This is a genomic window from Paenibacillus sp. RRE4, assembly GCF_031844205.1.
In the GTDB taxonomy this organism is placed as follows: Bacteria; Bacillota; Bacilli; order Paenibacillales; family Paenibacillaceae; genus Paenibacillus; species Paenibacillus xylanexedens_B.
Genome location: NZ_JAUZUT010000001.1, coordinates 987,326 through 1,005,178, shown reverse-complemented (window position 1 = coordinate 1,005,178; position 17,853 = coordinate 987,326). Strand labels below are relative to the sequence as shown.

The window sequence follows — 17,853 nt, the reverse complement described above, 5'->3', positions numbered from 1 at the left end:
CATGAGTTTGACCTTTTGTAATCTGCATTTCACCCAAAAACCCGAAAAAGTGGTGTACGTATCTAATGCTTTAATGAAGAGCCTTAATCTGTCTGGCAAAAAAACGATACATCTGCGTTTCGGACGTGATCGCGTGCCAGCCACCATCAAACCGATTCGCAAACCGGGGAAACATCTGTATCTGGCATCAGGCATCCGCAACTTAATGAACGTTCCTAAACGTGGCAGCATTTATCTTCGCAATCTCCAGAATGATGAAGTGCAGCTGGGACCGCTCATCGGGGTGCTGTCCGACGGTTCTTCTTCAAGCTCGAATCCGTTCGGCTCACGTACTGGCTTCATCAAGCAGTTGCTTCGGGAAGGAAGCCGTAAATCATATATCTATGCCTTCACTCCGCGAGATATCAACTGGCAGAACGAGACCGTTTCCGGGTACTTCCTCAATGAGAGCGGAAGCTTCTTCCGCAGGACGGTGCCCCTGCCCGATGTGGTTTACAATCGTTTGCCGAGCCGCCGCTCCGACTTCTCACCAGCAATCAATCAGCTCCGGGAACGTTTTATCCGTCGCAAAATTCCTTTTTTCAACTGGAGCTTCTTCAATAAATCGGATATTTACAAATTGCTGGAGAACGAACCAACCGCAGGACGTTATATCCCGGAATCCATCACCAACCCTACCATTGACCAGATGAGGGAAATGCTTGAGCGCCATCAGTTCGTTTATTACAAACCTACCGCTGGCAGCCTTGGAAACGGAATCTACCGCTTAACCTACTCACCTAAACGTGGATATTTTGCACGTTATCGCAAAAAAGGGGGTAACGCCCTGCTACGCTTTGGTTCATTTAATAGCCTCATGCGCATGCTTCAGGGTAGACACGGCAAGCAGTTACGCGGTTATGTTGTTCAACAGGGAATACGACTGATTGAGATCGACGAATGCCCTATTGATTTTCGTTTCCACATGCATAAGAACGGGAACAATCAGTGGGTTGTTGTTGGCATCGGTGCCAAAAAGGCGGGACGCGGAAGTGTCACAACTCATATCAAAAATGGCGGCTCTCTGATGACCCCTGAACAGGCGCTCAGCCGCAATTTCGGGGAACGTGCGGGCGAGGTTCTGCAGCAGGCGAAATCGGTCGCTATTACACTGGCCCAGGCGATTGAGTCCCAGCACCAGCATCTGATTGGTGAGATTGGCTTTGATCTGGGCATTGATCAGGAGGAACATGTATGGATGTTCGAAGCGAACGCCAAACCCGGGCGCTCCATCTTCCGTCACCCTTCACTCCGGGTGGAGGGCAAATCGTCGGTGGAACACATTTTGGAGCATTGCCTGTATTTGAGCAAATTCCGGAAGAAGGACAGCATTTGATGAGCCTTCATGATGATTTCAAACCTGTGATCGCCGTGCTCACCATGCATGATCAGCAGCGTATGTTCAGAGGGAATCATCAAAATTTTCAGGACATTTTGCAAACAGGTGAAAGCATGGGATATGTCGTTTATATCGTGACGGTTCGTGACCTTAATGTAACCGGACCTACCGTGAAAGGATATACGTACAACAAAGGGAGCGGCAAATGGACTTCAAAGCCGTTCCCCCTCCCTCATGTGCTCTATAACCGTATACCTAACCGGGAAGACGAACGCAAGCCTTCGGTTCAACGTAAAATTGAAGAATGTCTGCAGTCCGGTATTGAACTGTATAACCCGTTTTTTTTCAACAAATGGAATCTGTTCGAATGGCTCAAAAAATCCAAGTCCACGCAGCAACTGATTCCCCATACCCGGCGGATGCGTAGCGCATCTTCACTGGGTACGGTGCTTCGCACCTATCCTTATTTGTACCTGAAACCGGAGAGCGGCAAAGCTGGCAAAGGCATCATGATGCTCAAATTTCAAGAAAAAGAAAAGCTGCCTTACCGACTTAAAATACAGAATACTCGAAAAAGTATGACGTACAAGGCGGCAACGCTATCCAAGTTATGGGCCCGAATTCGCAAAGAAACCGGACATACGCCCTATATCATGCAACAAGGCATCGAGCTCGCTTCTTCCCACAAACGACCTTTCGACCTTCGAGTGCTTGTGCAGAAAAATGGCAAAGGACAATGGAGTGTGACTGGCATCGGTGCACGACTGGCAGGCTCACGCAGCATTACGACTCACGTGCCTCGCGGCGGAAGTGTAGAAGATCCGGAGAAGTTGCTCACCGAGTTGTTCGGGGAAGAAATGACTACAGCACTGATGAAACGAGTGAAGTCTACCTCCTTAATGATTGCCAGACAGGTTGAGCGTGGTTCCGGACATACACTTGGTGAAATGTCGATGGATCTTGGCGTGGATGACCTGGGTGAGATCTGGTTTTTTGAAGCCAACGCGAAGCCGATGAAATTTGATGAACCACAGATCAGGCGGCGTTCACTGGAACGTATTTTCCAGTACAGCGCCTATCTTGCCCGTCAGTCTGTACGATGAAGGGCAGGAATACTGCATACAAAGAAGGTGATTGTTTGTGTCCTCACCTGTTCTGGGCATTATGACATTGTATCTGAATGAACACCGCGCTCTGGAAGAACGAAGCATCTACCGCCGAATGATTCTGGAGGGGCGCAAACGGGGACTTGATATTTATGTATTCACACCTGCTGATGTCCATTCCGGCGGCAGACAGATCGAAGCGATGGTGTATGACGAAAAGAATGGCTGGTCCAGGGAATGGCGCGCATTCCCGGATCTGATTTTTGATCGGTGTCGCATTCAGCGAAACCATCGTTTCCAGCAGCTCCTTGCCTTTCGTGAAAAATACGGGCATCTGCTCTTTCTAAACCGGCCTTTACGCAATAAATGGACCATTCATCAAACCCTGTCCGAGCAATCCGCCTTCCGGAAGCATTTGCCGGAAACGATTTTATTTCAGGACATGTCCGATGTAAACCGAATGCTCAAGGTGTCCCCGCTGATCTATCTGAAACCGATCAACGGCACAGGCGGACGCGGCATTTTGCGCGTAGAACGTAGCAACAAGGAACCCAGTACAGTGCTCGTTCAAGGCCGGGATCAGAAACGCCGCATTATTACACCGCGTAAAGTTCATCTATCAAGGCTCGGCCCCCTGCTCCAGCATTGGAACATGAAAGATAAATATCTGGTGCAGAAAGGGATTCAGCTCCAGCTTCCTAACGGCAGGGTACACGACTACCGTATGCTGGTTCAGAAAAACGGAGAAGGCGAATGGGAACTCACAGGATGTGCAGGGCGCATGGGCGCCGAGAAAAGCGTAACCTCGAACCTTCATGGAGGCGGGCAGGCCATAGCCATGCAGCGATTGATGAAACAATGGATTCCCGAAGAAGAACTGCGAGAAGAAGTGACAGCAACGGCAGCAAAATTTGGCATTGATGTAGCTTCGTTCCTGGAGGATACGTATGGGGATCTATGCGAGCTTGCACTGGATTTGGCGATAGACAAAAGTGGTCAGATCTACCTGCTTGAGGTCAACCCCAAACCTGCCCGTGAAGTCTTTGCCCGAATTGGTGAACGAAGCATTTATTATAAAGCGATCACACAGCCGCTCGAATATGCCTTGTGGGTATACCGCAACCGTCCTGCTCAAACGGTTAGAAAACCTCCCTCTCCCAGGCCCGTTACTTCTAAAGCAGCGAGGCTGAAGCGAGGCCGGAGAGTGAAATAAACCAGCTAGCTGATCCTACAGCGTAGCCTCCAGGCTGGGTAACTGAAGAAGGATTGAAGGTTCGGCAGTACATCGAGCCTTCAATCCTTTTTCAGTTCTTCTCCACCTATCTAGTTAGTAGCATGGAGCTTATCATTTTATAAATTTCAGCATATGCAATCAGGTTCTAACGACTTCCAGTCCACCTGATGTTCGTCGATCACAATCCGAGCTTCCTGACCGCGGTACTCGTAATCTAGCGTGAACCTCATTTGTTCCGGCTCCAGTGCACAGCCTGTAACTTTCACAGCTTCTTCTGATTCGTCAGCCGGTAGGCCTATGGCCACAACGCCCACTTTGCCAGCAAATTCAGCTTTGCCTTGAATAACAGCCGTTTCCGATTTCGAGCCGTAGATTTCAGATACCCAGCCCACCTGTTCTGTCAACTCAAACGTTTCACTGCCATCCCCCGCCATCAAAAATTTAATGCACAGCTTCGTGGAGGAATCGTCAAACCGAATGCCTGCTCGCTGTTTCGCTTGATCTTCCTTGCGCAATACAAGCAGTGCATCCGGATGCAAATGGAATCGTTGCTCCAATGTATGTTTCTCATTAGCGTCCAGCCAGTCCACCACCAGAAGCAGAGGTACACTTTTGCCTGCAAGCACCCACCGGCGATGGCTAACCGGATCGGGTAGATGTGTATATCCATCTTGTGAAGCATCGATAAAGTGATAGCTTGCGCGACTCTCATAGCGGTGTGTTCTCGCTTCTGCTTCCGGCTCCCCCCATTGCTGAGTCGATACATACGGCGTCTGATCTGTCCCGTCTACGGTAATCGTATTATGTGCGCGCGTGCTTTTGAAATAATGACGCCACTGCCCTTCTTCATACGTATAACGTCCGGTATCCGTAAAAAACAGTCGGTTATTCCACATCCATTCAATGTTTAAGGCATCCGCATGACCGTGAGCACCCCCCATCGGAGCTGCATCAAAAAACAAATATTGCTTCTCATCCCTCATCACATAATATCCGGTCTGGGGAAATGTGCGGCTTGTCAATGAACGGGAAGCACCCGCCTGTAATCTGACACATTGCTCGTATTTTTCCACCCCCACCAGCCATAGGCATTCTGAACTGTCGGTTCCGCGAGCCATGAGATCCTCGTCTCCCAGAATCGCACCTAACAGGGTCAACCGCTGTCGTCCATCACTAAGCCAGTCCGAATCTCCAATGCCCGTCGATTGATGATCGGGTCTGATCATGGCTTCGGTGAACGCGGCCATATTCCGTAAACATTCTCCATACCACGACGAGAACGGATGTCCCGAAATACCTGCCAGCAGATACGGTGTACCAAACATCTCAATACTCGCGTTATGGTAGTGGGTGTTCAATTCGACCTGGATTCCCTCTTCATTCAACTGATGCAGGAGACACAGCTCCAGCCGTTCGGTAGCCACTTGACGCCAGAATGGACTGCGTGAATGCTCCTTGTAGAAAGCTGCAATCATAAACAAACCCTGCATATGCATAATGGCGTGGTTGATCTCCGTACTGCCGAGATAATGCGTCAGGAATTCCGCGTGCTCCTCCAATCCTTGCAAAAATTCGTCCCGAAAGGCATCGTCCAGTTGTGGACTGGATTCCATATATTTGTACGCGGCAATCCAGGATTGCACACGCAGACCTGTTTCAAGCAAACGCCAAGGACCTGGTTTCTGAAAAAAAACGGCCTCGTCATATGCCAGATGCACAGGCACTGGGTTCTGTTCTCTCCATGTACGATAGTGATCGATAAAGGTAGTCACATATAACGGGTTGCCTTTCATCAGATAAGCTTTGCCCAAATCAAGCATATGCCAGTGCCTGTTAATGCCCCACGTGAACTCCAGATCATTGGTCGGATTGTGAAGCCAGTCCACCGGCGTACCCAGTGGAATCCAGTTGGTTAGATCATTCGTATATGGCACAATAAATTCATTCAGAATAGCACGGTTGGCAATCGTCACCGAATTTCGGGCTTCCTCTGGAAAATGCTCCTGATAGTATAGCGCTGCCTGCTGCAGATCGTCTGCTGAAAGGTAAAAATCACTCATTGGTCTGCCTCAAGAAAATCCTGACGGAACGGCGTGAACACATCCAGTATAATCGCATCTTCCAGCGCCTTTACCCCGTGCGGCACATTCAAGCCGGCATAGAAGCTATCTCCCGCTCTGAGAACCTTGGTCTCCTCACCTACCTGAACCTCAAAGCTGCCCTTAACAATATAACTGACTTGCTCGTGCGCATCATGGGAATGAACTTCGCCGATCCCACCTTTGGCAAAGGTAACTTCCACCATCATGAGTGTTCCGCCCATTCCCAGAATTTTACGCGAACTTGTCTCGTTAATGATATGAGGTTTTACGGAATTCGTGTCAATAATCATTGGATATTCCCCTCTCCCAGGTAAAAATGATTTAATAGTCTCAGTAAAGTGAAGCGACCGAAGTATGAATACGACGGCCACCATGTTTAGGTTTTACTCTTCTTTGGACAGTTTGCCTTGAAGCTTGGATGAATCGAACGATGGATCAGCTTCAATTTTTGTCAGGCCAGCCGCTTTGCTTTTCTCAAGTGCTGCATTATACCGTGTGTTCAGATCCTTGATCACGCCATCCAGATCACCACCAGTAAATACATAGGCTGAGAAAGCTTCAGCCCATTTCATGCCTTCCAACGAGCTCTCTGTAATCACACTTGGATTGGCAGGGAAGATCGCATCATACTTTTTAGGCAAGAAACCTTCAATGCCTGGAATGCTAGGCTTTTTATCCGAGCTGAGTACTGCAGGGATTAAGGAAATACCATACCCTTTTTCATAGTACTCGCTTTGCAGATCCGTGCTGTATACGTACTCCATGAACTTCCAAGCTGCTTCTTTGTTTTTCGAGTCAGCATTGATGCCGATATAGGAACCACCAATGACTTGCGAAGCCCCTTTAATCGTACCGTTATCTGTTGGCACAGGAGCTGCACCCCAATTTTCTTTGGTCGGGAATTGATCTTTGTAGACACCTGGCTCACCGGAGTGATTGATGTACATCCCGATTTTGCCTTGTGCAAATTGTGCTCTCAGCGGGTCAATATCCAGGCTTTCCACACCCGGAAGCATGCTTCCATCCTGATTCATCTGACGAAGTGCCTCGGCAATCGACTTGTACATGTTGAAGTCAAACTGACCTGTCTTGTAGTTAAAGCCGTCGATACCTTCGTTCGTGCTTGCACCGGCAATGGTGTTCGCCGCTCTCCAGAAACCACTACCACTTTTGAATGGGCTGGCGAAGCCATAGATGCCCTCGCTTTTACCTGCTTCGGTAATTTTCTTTGCATCAGCTACCATCTCGGCAATGGTTTTAGGCGGAGAAGCAATGCCTGCTTTTTGGAAAATATCTTTATTGTATACCAGTCTCCAGATCTGGCCCGTATTCGGAAGGGTATATACTTTTCCATCAATCGTATTTTTATTTTCGATCAGGCTGTCCTTGAACGTTGCCTTCATGGCATCACTCATATATCCGTCGATTGGAGCAAGATACCCCTTTTGATAATACGTTTGGAAATCGTCGATTTGAAACACATCGGGAGCTTGTTTACTCGCAAAAGCGATATCAACGGCCTGCGGATAATTATCACCCATGACGGTCATTTCCACTTCGATGTTGTCTTTGTTGGTCTGGTTAAACTGATCAATCTTGGATTTCATAAAATCAGCATCGTGGCGGTCCGGAGTCCAATAGACCACTTTCGTTTTGCCACTACTCTGTTCTCCGCCGCCAGCTGCAGCCCCGCTGCCCGTTGTCGTTCCACTGTCTGTCGAGCAACCAGCTACCGTTAATGCAAGCACAGCACTTAGTGTAGTCATCATCCACTTTTTAACCATTGAAATGCCCCCTTATGCTTGTCTGGACAACCTGTCCGGTTCCCCGTTAACGTAATGATAAACGTTCCACTTATGTCGAAGTGAGGGACATTCTGACTATGCAAGGTGGGAAAAATGACGATCTCTGTCTTATCCGTTTTCATACATCTGCCGGAAATGTGTAGGGGTCATGCCACAATACTTCTTGAAAAGGCCACTGAAATACGGTCTGTCCTCATACCCCAGCATCTGGCATATTTCCTGTACTTGCACCCCCGCAACCAGCAGTTCTTTGGCCTTTTCCATTCTCAGCTTCGTAATATACTGGATCAGGGTCATGCCTGTCTCCTTTTTGAACGCATTGGCAAAGTAACTTGGACTTAAATGAACGGACTGGGCGCAAGTCTGCAATGTCAGATTTTCGGACAGATTCATGCTGATAAACTCTTGGGATTTGCTGATCGCCTGTTTGACATCCGTAAGCCTTTTCTTCTCCATGATCTCGCAGCCCATACTGCTGAAATGCTTGATGTATGCTCCCCAGCCGTCAAACGTCAACGAACGCATCGCTTCAAGCACAGTCAGGTCTGCTTCCAGACGAAGGCGTTCTTCTTCTGTGATCTCATCACAGAATGCCCGGTAGATCGCAAATGCGAGCCCGGATAACAGACGAATCATCGTCAGTGGTTCGGGAAAACCTTTGGCGTTCTGCCAAACTTCCAAAATGTCATCAATGATTCGGTGACAAGAACTTTCATTGCCACATTTCAATGCGTAAAATAGCTCCTTTTCCTTTTCCAACGGATAGACGGGAGCCACAACATCCAGCTTCTCCAGTTCTACATACTCGAAAATGCAGTTTCCTTCACTGTAAAAACGATAGGATATCGCCTTATCCGCATTGGCATAAGATATCCATATTTCTTGTGGTCTGCGGGCCATTGTGCCGACTCCAATGGATATGGTCTTTTTGCTATATTGCTCCACATTGCGACGGCATTGCTCCATGAGCTCGGATACCTCAATCTGGTCGGATGTATTAAATATAGCGGCCAGCCGGTAACGATTTTCACGCAGTACAACACTTCTCGTATACCGATTCAATGTCTCGCTGACGATATTCTGAACCGCAAACGGAACGATCTCTGCATCCAGGTGCATCGTTGATCCATAGCGTGTGTAGCCATCCACCTCAATGACCATGACATTAAGGTTGGAGGAATCCAGCTCCATGTCAAGCTCATCCCACCGGCTTTCATTCAGATATCCCCCGATTTCATGCCGAAGCAGACCCAGAAGATAACTGTGACGTTCGTACTCACTGCTACTAACCGCTTTCTGTTTCAGCTTTTGAAGTTGCTGCGACTTCGCTTGTTCACTCTCAATGACCTCTCTCACTTTTAGCACCGCACCCAAGATTTCTTCCGGGGTAAACGGTTTGAGCAGATAATCGAAGGCTCCAAGCTTGATCGCTTCCTGGGCGTATTGAAAATCGGAGTATCCGCTGATAAAAATAAACTTGGAGCGCAGTCCGGCATCCGTTGCCCGCTTCATGAGTTCGAGTCCGCTGAGCCGAGGCATTTTGATATCCGTAATGACAATGTCCGGCTGCTGTTCGACCAGAAGCGACCAGCCCTGCTCTCCATTGTTCGCTGTGCCCACAATCCGAACCTCATGCTCCTCCCACGGAATCGTGGAAACGATGCCCTTGACCACAGCCTGAATATCATCCATAACACACATCGTCCGTTGCTCCATACGCACGCTCCCTCCTAGCTAATCGGAATGGTGATGACCACGGTAGTGCCCACGTTTATTTCACTAAGGAACTCAAGCGAGGCTTGCTCACCGTACTGTAGGTTTAATCGATCAACCAGATTGGATATAGCATATCCTTTCCGGTTCCCCTCTATTGTTTCTTCCGCATTCATTTTCGCTACATCCATGCCGCATCCATTGTCCTTGACCTCCAAACGGAGTGTATCTTCAAGATGATGAATCCGGATCAGAATGCGTCCTAAATCTTCCTTATCATTAAAACCATGCAGGATCGAATTTTCTACCAGAGGCTGGAGCAAAATTTTTAGAATTTCGATTCCCTTGCAGGACTCCTCTGCTTCAATCCGGTATTCGAACAAGTCTTCGTAACATTGCTGCTGCAACTGCATGTACTGCTCGACGTGTTTGATCTCTTGCTCCACGGTGGTCATGTCTTTCCCATCATTCAACCCGAGTCTGAATAGCAGGGAGAGAGAGACAATCATGGCGCTGACATCCTTCTTCTCCCCGCTCTCGCTTTTCCAGAACATCGTATTTAACGTGTTGTACAGAAAATGAGGATCAACCTGTGCTTGAAGCGCCTTCACTTCTAACCTTCGCTTGTCCTGTTCGGTGGCCCGCACCTCTTCAAACAAAACCTGAATCTGATCCAGCATCCGATTGAAGCGATGCCCTACGGCACTGACCTCATCGTCATATTTGCTGCGAAAGCGTACTTCCAAGTCGTTGTACTCTACCTCAACCATGAGCCGCCGCAATTTGTTCAGCGGTTTCAGAAGCGCAGAGGATAACAGGTCGGACAATGCGAGCGCCAGCAGGATACAGAACAGCATAATCAGGATGACCAACCAGCGAATCTTCTTCAGCGGAGATAACAAATCGGCCTTGGACTGAACACTGACCATAACCCAGTCTTCATTCATCGATAGAGCTGAATAATTCACCAACATCTCTTGTCCCTGTACGTTGGTATACGTGAAATCCCCTGCTTCACGATTTAATCGTTGTGCAAAACCAGGTTCCGTCACCAGATTAAATGTCCCCGACCCTGGGCGGATGACCTCACTACCGTTTTTATGAAGTAAAAACAATTGCACCTGACCGTTCATCAGATCCTGATTTAAAATATCTCTCATCGCAGCTTCCTTCATGTTAACGACCATGTATACCTCCGAGAAGGTATGGTTGTCGATCACAATCGGTTTGAGCAGCAGTGACAACACATTCCCCCGGGATTGGAATAATTCGCTGGGATGTGAACCGAACCACATCGTATTCCAGCCGGTTTTCTTGACAACTTCTCCATATTCCTTGTCAAACGCAGTGCTTTGATTCGGGAAGTCTTTTGTCGAGAAAAAATTGCCGATCGGTGTCTTCAAATATGCGGTATCGATCAGCGGCTCTACCAGCTTCAGCTGGGCGAATGTGGTCTGAAGCAGCGAGAGATTCTGATAATAACGCCCCTCATTATGATTACGCACATCCTTCATCACCTGTGTAAACGTGTCACTCAGCATGAACGAATAGGATGAAACGACGATATGACGCAGATGCTCATCCATCACCTGTACGGACTTGTTCAGAATGCTCTTTTTTAATTCAAGCGCGTTTCGCTCTATGCTTTTGGCAGCGAAGAGATAAGAGCAAATTCCCGTCACACTGATGCACAAAACAACGAGAAAAATGTAGATAAGCTGTATCCGTTTTTTCAGAGACATTCTGTAGAAATACGACATCATAGACGGTCGCTCCTTGAACAAGGACTGGCCCTGTCCGCTGTAATTAAAAAGAGTATAGCACAGCGGAATCTGCACGGAATACCGTTCCCCGAAATCTCTTCCTCAGCTTTACCGCCCTAACCTTTGACAGCACCCAGCGTAACTTGCATGAATGATTTATTCGCAAAAATGTAGACAACGAGCAGCGGTAAAATGGACAGACAGGCCCCGGCCATCATTAATTGAACTTCGGCTGCGGCCCCGATGCCGTAGCGAAGGTTCGCCAAACCAACCGGCAAGGTCTGTAGCTTCGGATTGCTCATCGTGAATACAAACGGAAGAATATATTCATTCCATGAGTTTTGGAAAACACCCAGTCCAGCCACAGCCAGACCCGGACGCAGAAGTGGCAGGATAATCCGCCAGTAGGTAGTAAAGAAGTTACAGCCATCAATCATCGCAGCCTCATCCAGTTCACGGGGGATACTCTTGAAGAACCCAACGAGAATAAAATAGGTTGCCGCATGGGCACTGATTAATATGATGATGACACCCCACAGCGAATTGTTCAGACCCAGCTTGACCATGAGATCAAATTGTGGTCTAAGTACCACCGCACCAATCGAAATAAACAGTGTGGATGCCATGAGCAGGGTATACGCTTTTTTGCCTTTAAAATTCACCCGATCCACTGCATAAGCAGCCATGGACGATACGATCAGTGTTCCTACCGTTGTGGCAATGCTTACAAAGATGCTGTTCAACGTAAATCCGGAAAAATTCGCCGTCTTCCAAGCCTGGCTGTAGTTCGAGAACTGCCATATTTTCGGCCAGATTGTTGCTCCTCCGGTAAGTTCCTGATTGGTTTTGAACGATCCTAGTAACACGAGGATGATCGGGAACAGGGACAAGATCGCAATGATCAGCAAAAATATAAAGAGGATGGTTCGCTTCGTCCAGCGAGTCCAGCGGACTGAACCTGAATTCGAAGATACGGGTGCAAGCACGGTTTGAGTCATCATCGTTCCCTCCTAATCAAGATTAGTAGACATCATTAAGCTTTTTGGAAATCTGGAAGTAAATGAGCGTCACCGCCCCTACAATGAGAGCTGTTGTGAATCCGACTGCACTTCCGTAACCCAGCTGTTGCAAAGATTGCGTGTCAGCCGAAACAGGGAATAACAGTTTGAACAGGTATAAATACATGACCTCTGTTTTGCCATAAGGTCCGCCCTCGGTTAAGACCATAATGCTCTCGTACCCCTTAAGTGCTGTCGTGATCGCAAGCATAATGATCATCTGCATCACGGGTCCGAGCAGCGGAATCGTTACATTGCGTAATTTCTGGAATTCGCTTGCTCCATCCAGTGATGCGGCCTCATACAGCTCCTCCGGAATGCTTTGCAGACCTGCAATGAACAATAACATGTAGTTACCGACAGCACCCCATATAGCAATAATGATCGTTGTGAGCATGGCATGATTCGCATCCAGCCAGCCAATCGGCGAGGAGATGATGTGATACTTGAGTAACAATTGATTCAGAATGCCGTTATATGAATTAAAAATGATGAAGAAGACAATTGCCATAACGGATGCGCTAAAAATGGTTGGAAGATAAAAAACCGCTCTGAACAAGGAGCGCCCGCGCCACTTTCGATTCAGGATAATTGCCAGAATCAGAGACAGCGGAATGGTGATGACGAGTTTACCGAGTGCATATACCCCCGTATTTTTGACCGAATCCCAGAACTGTCCATCACGCATAATTCGCGCAAAGTTATCCAGTCCAATGAAGATTGGCTTACCGATGCCCTGATAATCATAGAACATGTAGCGCAGAGCCCATAACAACGGATAGATTCCGAATACCAGTGTGAGAAAGAGACTTGGGATGATGAAGATGTAGGCGTTCAGTTTGGATGGTTTCATCAGAATCAGACCCCCTATAGCTTTTGAATGAAAGTATAGAGGGATTTACATTACATGCGGGATAGGGAAATCAACTTTCTACAGGGGAGAATGTGACTGCGTGCTAAAAGCAAACAAACCTGCACAGGCGCAAAAAACGCCCATACAGGTATGTGGCAAAGAGCTTTGAATCGTTGATATAGCCGTTGTTTATGCACTGTTTTGCTGGTGCTCAGACATACATATGAAGGTCAGCTAGCTTTGTGTTTGTCAGGGGTGTTGCCATGATCATGCAGCGTTAAAGCACTTATTCTGCTTCTTCATATAGACGAAGCAAATCCGTGAAATCCGAGATCAGTGCATCGGATCCGGCAAGTTCTTCATCCCTGCCGAATCCGGCATAAGCACAGCCGATAACGGTCTGGTTGTTCATTTTGCCCGCTTCGACGTCTGAAGAACGATCGCCTACCATCCAGGCATCCTGAATCCGGTGTTTCTGCAGCAGAATGTGCACCAGATTAATTTTGGAAGGGGTCTTGTACTGACCCGCACTGTATACCCCTTCAAACAGCGGCATGATTTCGTGTGCGAACGCAACCCCCTTGACATAATCCTCAAGCCCGTTGCTGGCAACAAACAGACGAATACCTTGGGCTTTCAGTGCTGTCAATGTTTCTTTGACACCGGGATACAGTTTGGAGTCGCCTCCATCAAGTCCTTCGATCTCGAGTTGTAGCAATAATTCATCGGCACGACGATGGGCTGCTTCCGATGCTTCAGGCATAACGACTTTCCATATATCTTCAAGCAGCATGCCCAGACTTCCGAGCATCCGTTCTTCCGGCGGGGTTTCTCCTTCAAAGTAGCCCTCTGCACGCAACGTGTCAAATAACTGATGATACGCAGGTAAAAGCAAGGTCTCTGTCTGAAACAACGTGCCATCCATATCAAAAATCATCGCTTCCGGTTTACGTAAACCCGCTTTATTAGTCATATGCAAAATTCCTTTCGGAGTGAGATTGGTCAAATTGTAGATGAATTACTGTTCCGAAGTGCTTCCAGCACCTGTTGTGCCTCGTACCCATCGTGGAACGTATAGATCTTACCCGGTTTGTCCTGAATACGGGCAATGACATGTTTCAACACAGGCAGTTCGCTGGAAGAGTCCAGCACTTCCACGGGGGACAACGGCTGTCCGATCTTGCCACTCATGAGTTCCTCCCAATTTTCCAGCGCAATGGTGCCTTCGGTGCCATATACAACCATGGACACACGCTCTTCGCCAGCAAATTGAGAAATCCCTTGCAGATGAACTCGGGTTCCGTCCTGTACTTCAAGCACAGCCTGCACTTCCTGTTCACACGCATCTGGTTGATCGGCAGGATAAATCACTTGAGCATCCAGCACACGTAGCCGCCCGAATACGTTCTGGATCATATGAATCCAGTGAATGCCAACTTCGAGGATAAAACCTCCCTGATCCCGGCTTGTGATCCATTCATTTTGCTGCCATGAGCGCGGCCACTGCGGGAACTGCAGAATCAGGTCAATTTTGCGAATGTCACCCACTGCCTGTTGTTTAACCATCTCTTGCAGCTTCAACACAGCAGATTCATGCGGCATCGAAAAATGAACCGCGTGAACCACACCAGCTTGCTCTGTAGCTTCGACCATTTTGCGCGCTTCCTCTAGACTGTTGGCGAGCGGCTTCTCACAGAACACATGAATTCGACGATTCAACACTTCCATCACGACGGGATAATGATATTTAGGTGGTACAGCAATGTACACAAGGTCAATCTGCTGTTCATCCAGCAACTGTTTATAATCAAGATATGTTTTCACCGATGGACGAGTTGCCGCAAATTCCTGCAATCCTTGTTCATTCGCATCACACACCGCAGTAATCTCCACGGGGATTTCCATTGGTGTATTCTCCGCTTGATGAATCATATGTAAACCCATCTTACCCAGGCCGATCACAGCTATTTTCAATGATGTCATTCCATTCCCTCCAATTCATTCTCAGTATATCAGAAAACGTGGATTAGAACCGTTGATCATGCATTGCGTTAACCTATCACTGCTTCATCACGTCAATATGCATAGGTGAATAGCCTCAGGCAATTAGAATCAGGAAAGGGATTGACAAAAAACCACAAAAAAAGATACGATTTCTAATACCAAGGAATTCTTCCTCTTACAACCTTAGACAAATACCAACATGCACAATCGGATAAGCCGCCTGGTTCTAAAAACCTACTACTTGAAACGAGGTGTCCACGCGTGAGAACTGTTGCGGATTATTTAGCAGAAACGTTGCGCAATCTGGGTGTCACTCATGTATTTGGTATTATCGGAAAATCCATCTGTCCCGCTCTTCTGAAAATGGTAGATTACGGTTTGGAGTTTATCCCTGGTCGCCACGAAGCCAGTTCAGGCTTTGCCGCATCAGGCTACGCATTGCAGACAGGCCGCTTGGGAGTCGCTTTTGCCACCTCCGGTCCTGGAGGAACCAATCTGCTTACCGCGGCGGCCCATGCCAAGGCGAACAATCTTCCCGTTTTATTTCTTACCGGCCATCAATCTATTCAGGAACTGGGCATCCCCCAATGTCAGGACTCCTCTTCTTATTTGGCTGATCTGGCCGAAATGTTCAGACCTGCCACACGATTCAGCAAACTGGTCGAACGTGGAGATCACTTCGGAACCATTTTGAATCACGCCCTTTCAATTGCACTCGGCCCAAACAAAGGTCCTGTCCATCTTTGCCTTCCTTTTGACGTACAAACGGAACAGCTTCAATCGTGTCACATTGTTATTCCCGAACTTGAGCCATTGCTCAGCATCTCTGGTTTGAATCGATGCCTGCCTTTAATCCATCAAGCCGAACGTCCATTAATCATTGCAGGTAAAGGTGTAACTCGTTCCGGGGCACATGAGGAACTAAGGCAACTAGCCGAAACGTTTAATATTCCAGTCGTGACAACTCCTGGCGGTAAAGGAGCCATATCTTGGGATCACCCCTTATATCATGGCCCCTGTGGTGTTGGCGGATTCCCACACGGAGACGAGATGTTGAATCAAAGTGATCTCTATATTGTCCTCGGCTCCAGACTGAGCGATATGACGCTCTGTAATCTCAAGCCGCATAACCATCCGGCACAGCTGATTCAAATCGATACCGATCCAACTTTCGTAGGCAAAATTCTTCAATCTCAGACCTTACATATAACAGGGGATATCAAAGACAATCTGCAATACCTGCTTAGCAGCTTACCATCCTCTCTTGCATCTGCTTCTACAGGTGTCGCCAAGTCCTTTGAATATCAATCCCCATTACCAGATCTGCCACATCTGTCACTTGCTTCCGTTCTCGATCAGATGAGCGAACTGCTTCCCTATGACCACAAACTGTTTGTGGATGACGGAAGCCACGGCTTTCATGCCGTTCAGCGTTACAAAGTGAAGAAACCCGGCAGTTTCATATTTGATGCCTACTTTGCCTGCATGGGGAATGCCATCGGCATGGCCATTGGTGCCAAAGCTGCTTCACCTGAAGAAACCGTAATATGTATCACCGGAGACGGATGTTTTATGATGCTGGGCACGGAAATCAACACAGCCGTATGCAAGGATCTTCCCGTCATTTTTATCGTTGTAAACAACAAACAACTGGATATGGCTCTGAAAGGGATGGAAAAAACGACAGGACGTATCGATGGCACACTCTTCGAGGTTCCCATGGATGCAGTCAAATTTGCCGAGTCCCTTGGAGCTAAGGCTTTCCGTGCAGAAACGTTACCACAGTTCTCTGGCGCGCTGGAGGCAGCTTTAAAGTTAAATCAAGTCGCTGTCATCGAGCTGTTAACCGATCGGGACGAGATCCCTCCAACGGCTCATCGGGTTGTCAATTTGAATTAGCAGGAGGCACGAATCATGAGTGAACAAGTGAATCAAGGGTTAGATCGTTTTGCCAAGCTTTCCGGGGAGTTTGGTGCAAAGGCACTTGCCCCGATTAAGGAGCATTTTCCCGAACTGTCCGAATTTATTATGGGAACAGCATATGGTGATATTTTTCAGCGAACCACCATTACGGATCAGTGGAAAGAAGTCGCCATTATTTCGTCGTTAATTACACAGGGACAATTCGAACAGCTTGGTGTGCATTATGCCATGGCCTTAAGTGTGGGTATTACCGTTGAGGAGCTTAAGGGAGTTCTGCTTCACCTGGCACCGTGTGTTGGTGCTCCACGTATTATCAGTGCATTTAATGTATTGCTTGCCACGCTTGAGGAAATCCAGTAATTCAACGTTCTACATTTTTATACATCATTCGACCTTTTTATTGATCTTTTTACATTATTACCTTTATAATATGGGTAAATTATCCTTCCAGCCTTACCACCTGGTACCGCTCGCTTTAGGGTCTAATGGACTGCATCATTCATTCCATAGAGGATAGCTTTCACTCATATTACAAAGGAGAGAGAACACGTAATGGGAAATTTCAATCTAAAAACGGATGCTTCAAACAAAGTGTTGCACATTGAATTGGAAGGTTCTTTTTCTCAAGAGGACGGTCTTCGTTCAATCTCGGCGTATCAGGATACGATTGCTTCCATTAACACCAAGGAATATAACCTGGATATTGACTGCAAAAAGTTGAATGTTACTGCCCCTGAGATTGTACCTCTTCTGGAGGGATGCCTGGCCATGTTCAAAAAGGACGAATACAAAAAAGTGGTGTTAACCTTGGAGAACAATGCCATTCTGAAAATGCAGCTGGCCAGACTTGGTCGGACCGTAGGGCTGGACAATCTGGAAATTATTTCGGCGTAGCTCCCTGGTTTGTATGATGC

Annotated in this window: 15 protein-coding genes; 6 read left to right on the top strand and 9 right to left on the bottom strand. The window is 47.6% G+C overall.

The genetic code is table 11. The features are described 5' to 3' along the window. Nucleotide 1 precedes the first annotated feature (1 nt). Genes Q9R46_RS04770 through Q9R46_RS04760 form a run of 3 tightly spaced genes read left to right on the top strand, consistent with a single transcriptional unit; the run spans nt 2 to nt 3,697 of the window. The gene (locus Q9R46_RS04770; RefSeq protein WP_145329163.1) at nt 2–1,375 is read left to right on the top strand and encodes a YheC/YheD family endospore coat-associated protein; all 1,374 of its coding nucleotides are present in this window, start codon (nt 2–4) and stop codon (nt 1,373–1,375) included. Then, complete coding sequence (locus tag Q9R46_RS04765) at nt 1,375–2,481, top strand: YheC/YheD family endospore coat-associated protein (protein WP_145332714.1); 1,107 nt, start codon at nt 1,375–1,377, stop codon at nt 2,479–2,481. The genes Q9R46_RS04770 and Q9R46_RS04765 overlap by 1 nt, the downstream gene beginning before the upstream one ends. Nucleotides 2,482–2,518: 37 nt before the next feature. Further along, entirely contained in the window at nt 2,519–3,697 is a 1,179-nt protein-coding gene (locus Q9R46_RS04760) for a YheC/YheD family endospore coat-associated protein (protein WP_311279146.1), read from the top strand. A 146-nt stretch (nt 3,698–3,843) separates the two neighbouring features. Here Q9R46_RS04760 and Q9R46_RS04755 read toward each other — a convergent pair whose 3' ends face one another. The 9 genes from Q9R46_RS04755 to Q9R46_RS04715 all read right to left on the bottom strand — a co-directional run bounded on the left by Q9R46_RS04755 (nt 3,844) and on the right by Q9R46_RS04715 (nt 14,995). Beyond that, nucleotides 3,844–5,778: an alginate lyase family protein gene (locus Q9R46_RS04755; RefSeq protein WP_311279145.1), complete on the bottom strand. Its 1,935-nt coding sequence runs from the start codon at nt 5,776–5,778 to the stop codon at nt 3,844–3,846. After that, nucleotides 5,775–6,110, bottom strand: coding sequence for a cupin domain-containing protein (locus Q9R46_RS04750; protein ID WP_311279144.1), 336 nt, complete (start codon nt 6,108–6,110; stop codon nt 5,775–5,777). Before Q9R46_RS04750 ends, Q9R46_RS04755 begins: the two co-directional genes overlap by 4 nt. A gap of 93 nt (nt 6,111–6,203) precedes the next feature. Next, on the bottom strand, nt 6,204–7,604 hold the full coding sequence (locus Q9R46_RS04745) for an ABC transporter substrate-binding protein (protein ID WP_311279143.1): 1,401 nt from the start codon (nt 7,602–7,604) through the stop codon (nt 6,204–6,206). 129 nt (nt 7,605–7,733) lie between these two features. Beyond that, on the bottom strand, nt 7,734–9,341 hold the full coding sequence (locus tag Q9R46_RS04740) for a helix-turn-helix domain-containing protein (protein WP_311279142.1): 1,608 nt from the start codon (nt 9,339–9,341) through the stop codon (nt 7,734–7,736). Between the two features lie 14 nt (nt 9,342–9,355). Then, nucleotides 9,356–11,101, bottom strand: a complete 1,746-nt coding sequence (locus Q9R46_RS04735; protein WP_311279141.1) for a cache domain-containing sensor histidine kinase — start codon at nt 11,099–11,101, stop codon at nt 9,356–9,358. A gap of 116 nt (nt 11,102–11,217) precedes the next feature. Beyond that, nucleotides 11,218–12,099: a carbohydrate ABC transporter permease gene (locus Q9R46_RS04730; RefSeq protein WP_311280946.1), complete on the bottom strand. Its 882-nt coding sequence runs from the start codon at nt 12,097–12,099 to the stop codon at nt 11,218–11,220. 22 nt (nt 12,100–12,121) lie between these two features. Then, on the bottom strand, nt 12,122–13,012 hold the full coding sequence (locus Q9R46_RS04725; protein WP_311279140.1) for a carbohydrate ABC transporter permease: 891 nt from the start codon (nt 13,010–13,012) through the stop codon (nt 12,122–12,124). Between the two features lie 286 nt (nt 13,013–13,298). Further along, nucleotides 13,299–13,985 (bottom strand): HAD family hydrolase, encoded by a 687-nt coding sequence (locus tag Q9R46_RS04720; protein ID WP_311279139.1) that lies wholly within the window; start codon nt 13,983–13,985, stop codon nt 13,299–13,301. Nucleotides 13,986–14,014: 29 nt separating this feature from the next. Beyond that, nucleotides 14,015–14,995: a Gfo/Idh/MocA family protein gene (locus Q9R46_RS04715; RefSeq protein ID WP_311279138.1), complete on the bottom strand. Its 981-nt coding sequence runs from the start codon at nt 14,993–14,995 to the stop codon at nt 14,015–14,017. 282 nt (nt 14,996–15,277) lie between these two features. Here Q9R46_RS04715 and Q9R46_RS04710 point away from each other — a divergent pair, with 282 nt between their 5' ends. The 3 genes from Q9R46_RS04710 to Q9R46_RS04700 all read left to right on the top strand — a co-directional run bounded on the left by Q9R46_RS04710 (nt 15,278) and on the right by Q9R46_RS04700 (nt 17,833). Continuing rightward, nucleotides 15,278–16,915: a thiamine pyrophosphate-binding protein gene (locus Q9R46_RS04710; RefSeq protein WP_311279137.1), complete on the top strand. Its 1,638-nt coding sequence runs from the start codon at nt 15,278–15,280 to the stop codon at nt 16,913–16,915. Between the two features lie 15 nt (nt 16,916–16,930). After that, nucleotides 16,931–17,299, top strand: a complete 369-nt coding sequence (locus Q9R46_RS04705) for a carboxymuconolactone decarboxylase family protein (RefSeq protein WP_311279136.1) — start codon at nt 16,931–16,933, stop codon at nt 17,297–17,299. Between the two features lie 192 nt (nt 17,300–17,491). Beyond that, on the top strand, nt 17,492–17,833 hold the full coding sequence (locus Q9R46_RS04700) for a hypothetical protein (RefSeq protein ID WP_145329129.1): 342 nt from the start codon (nt 17,492–17,494) through the stop codon (nt 17,831–17,833). Nucleotides 17,834–17,853: the final 20 nt, after the last annotated feature.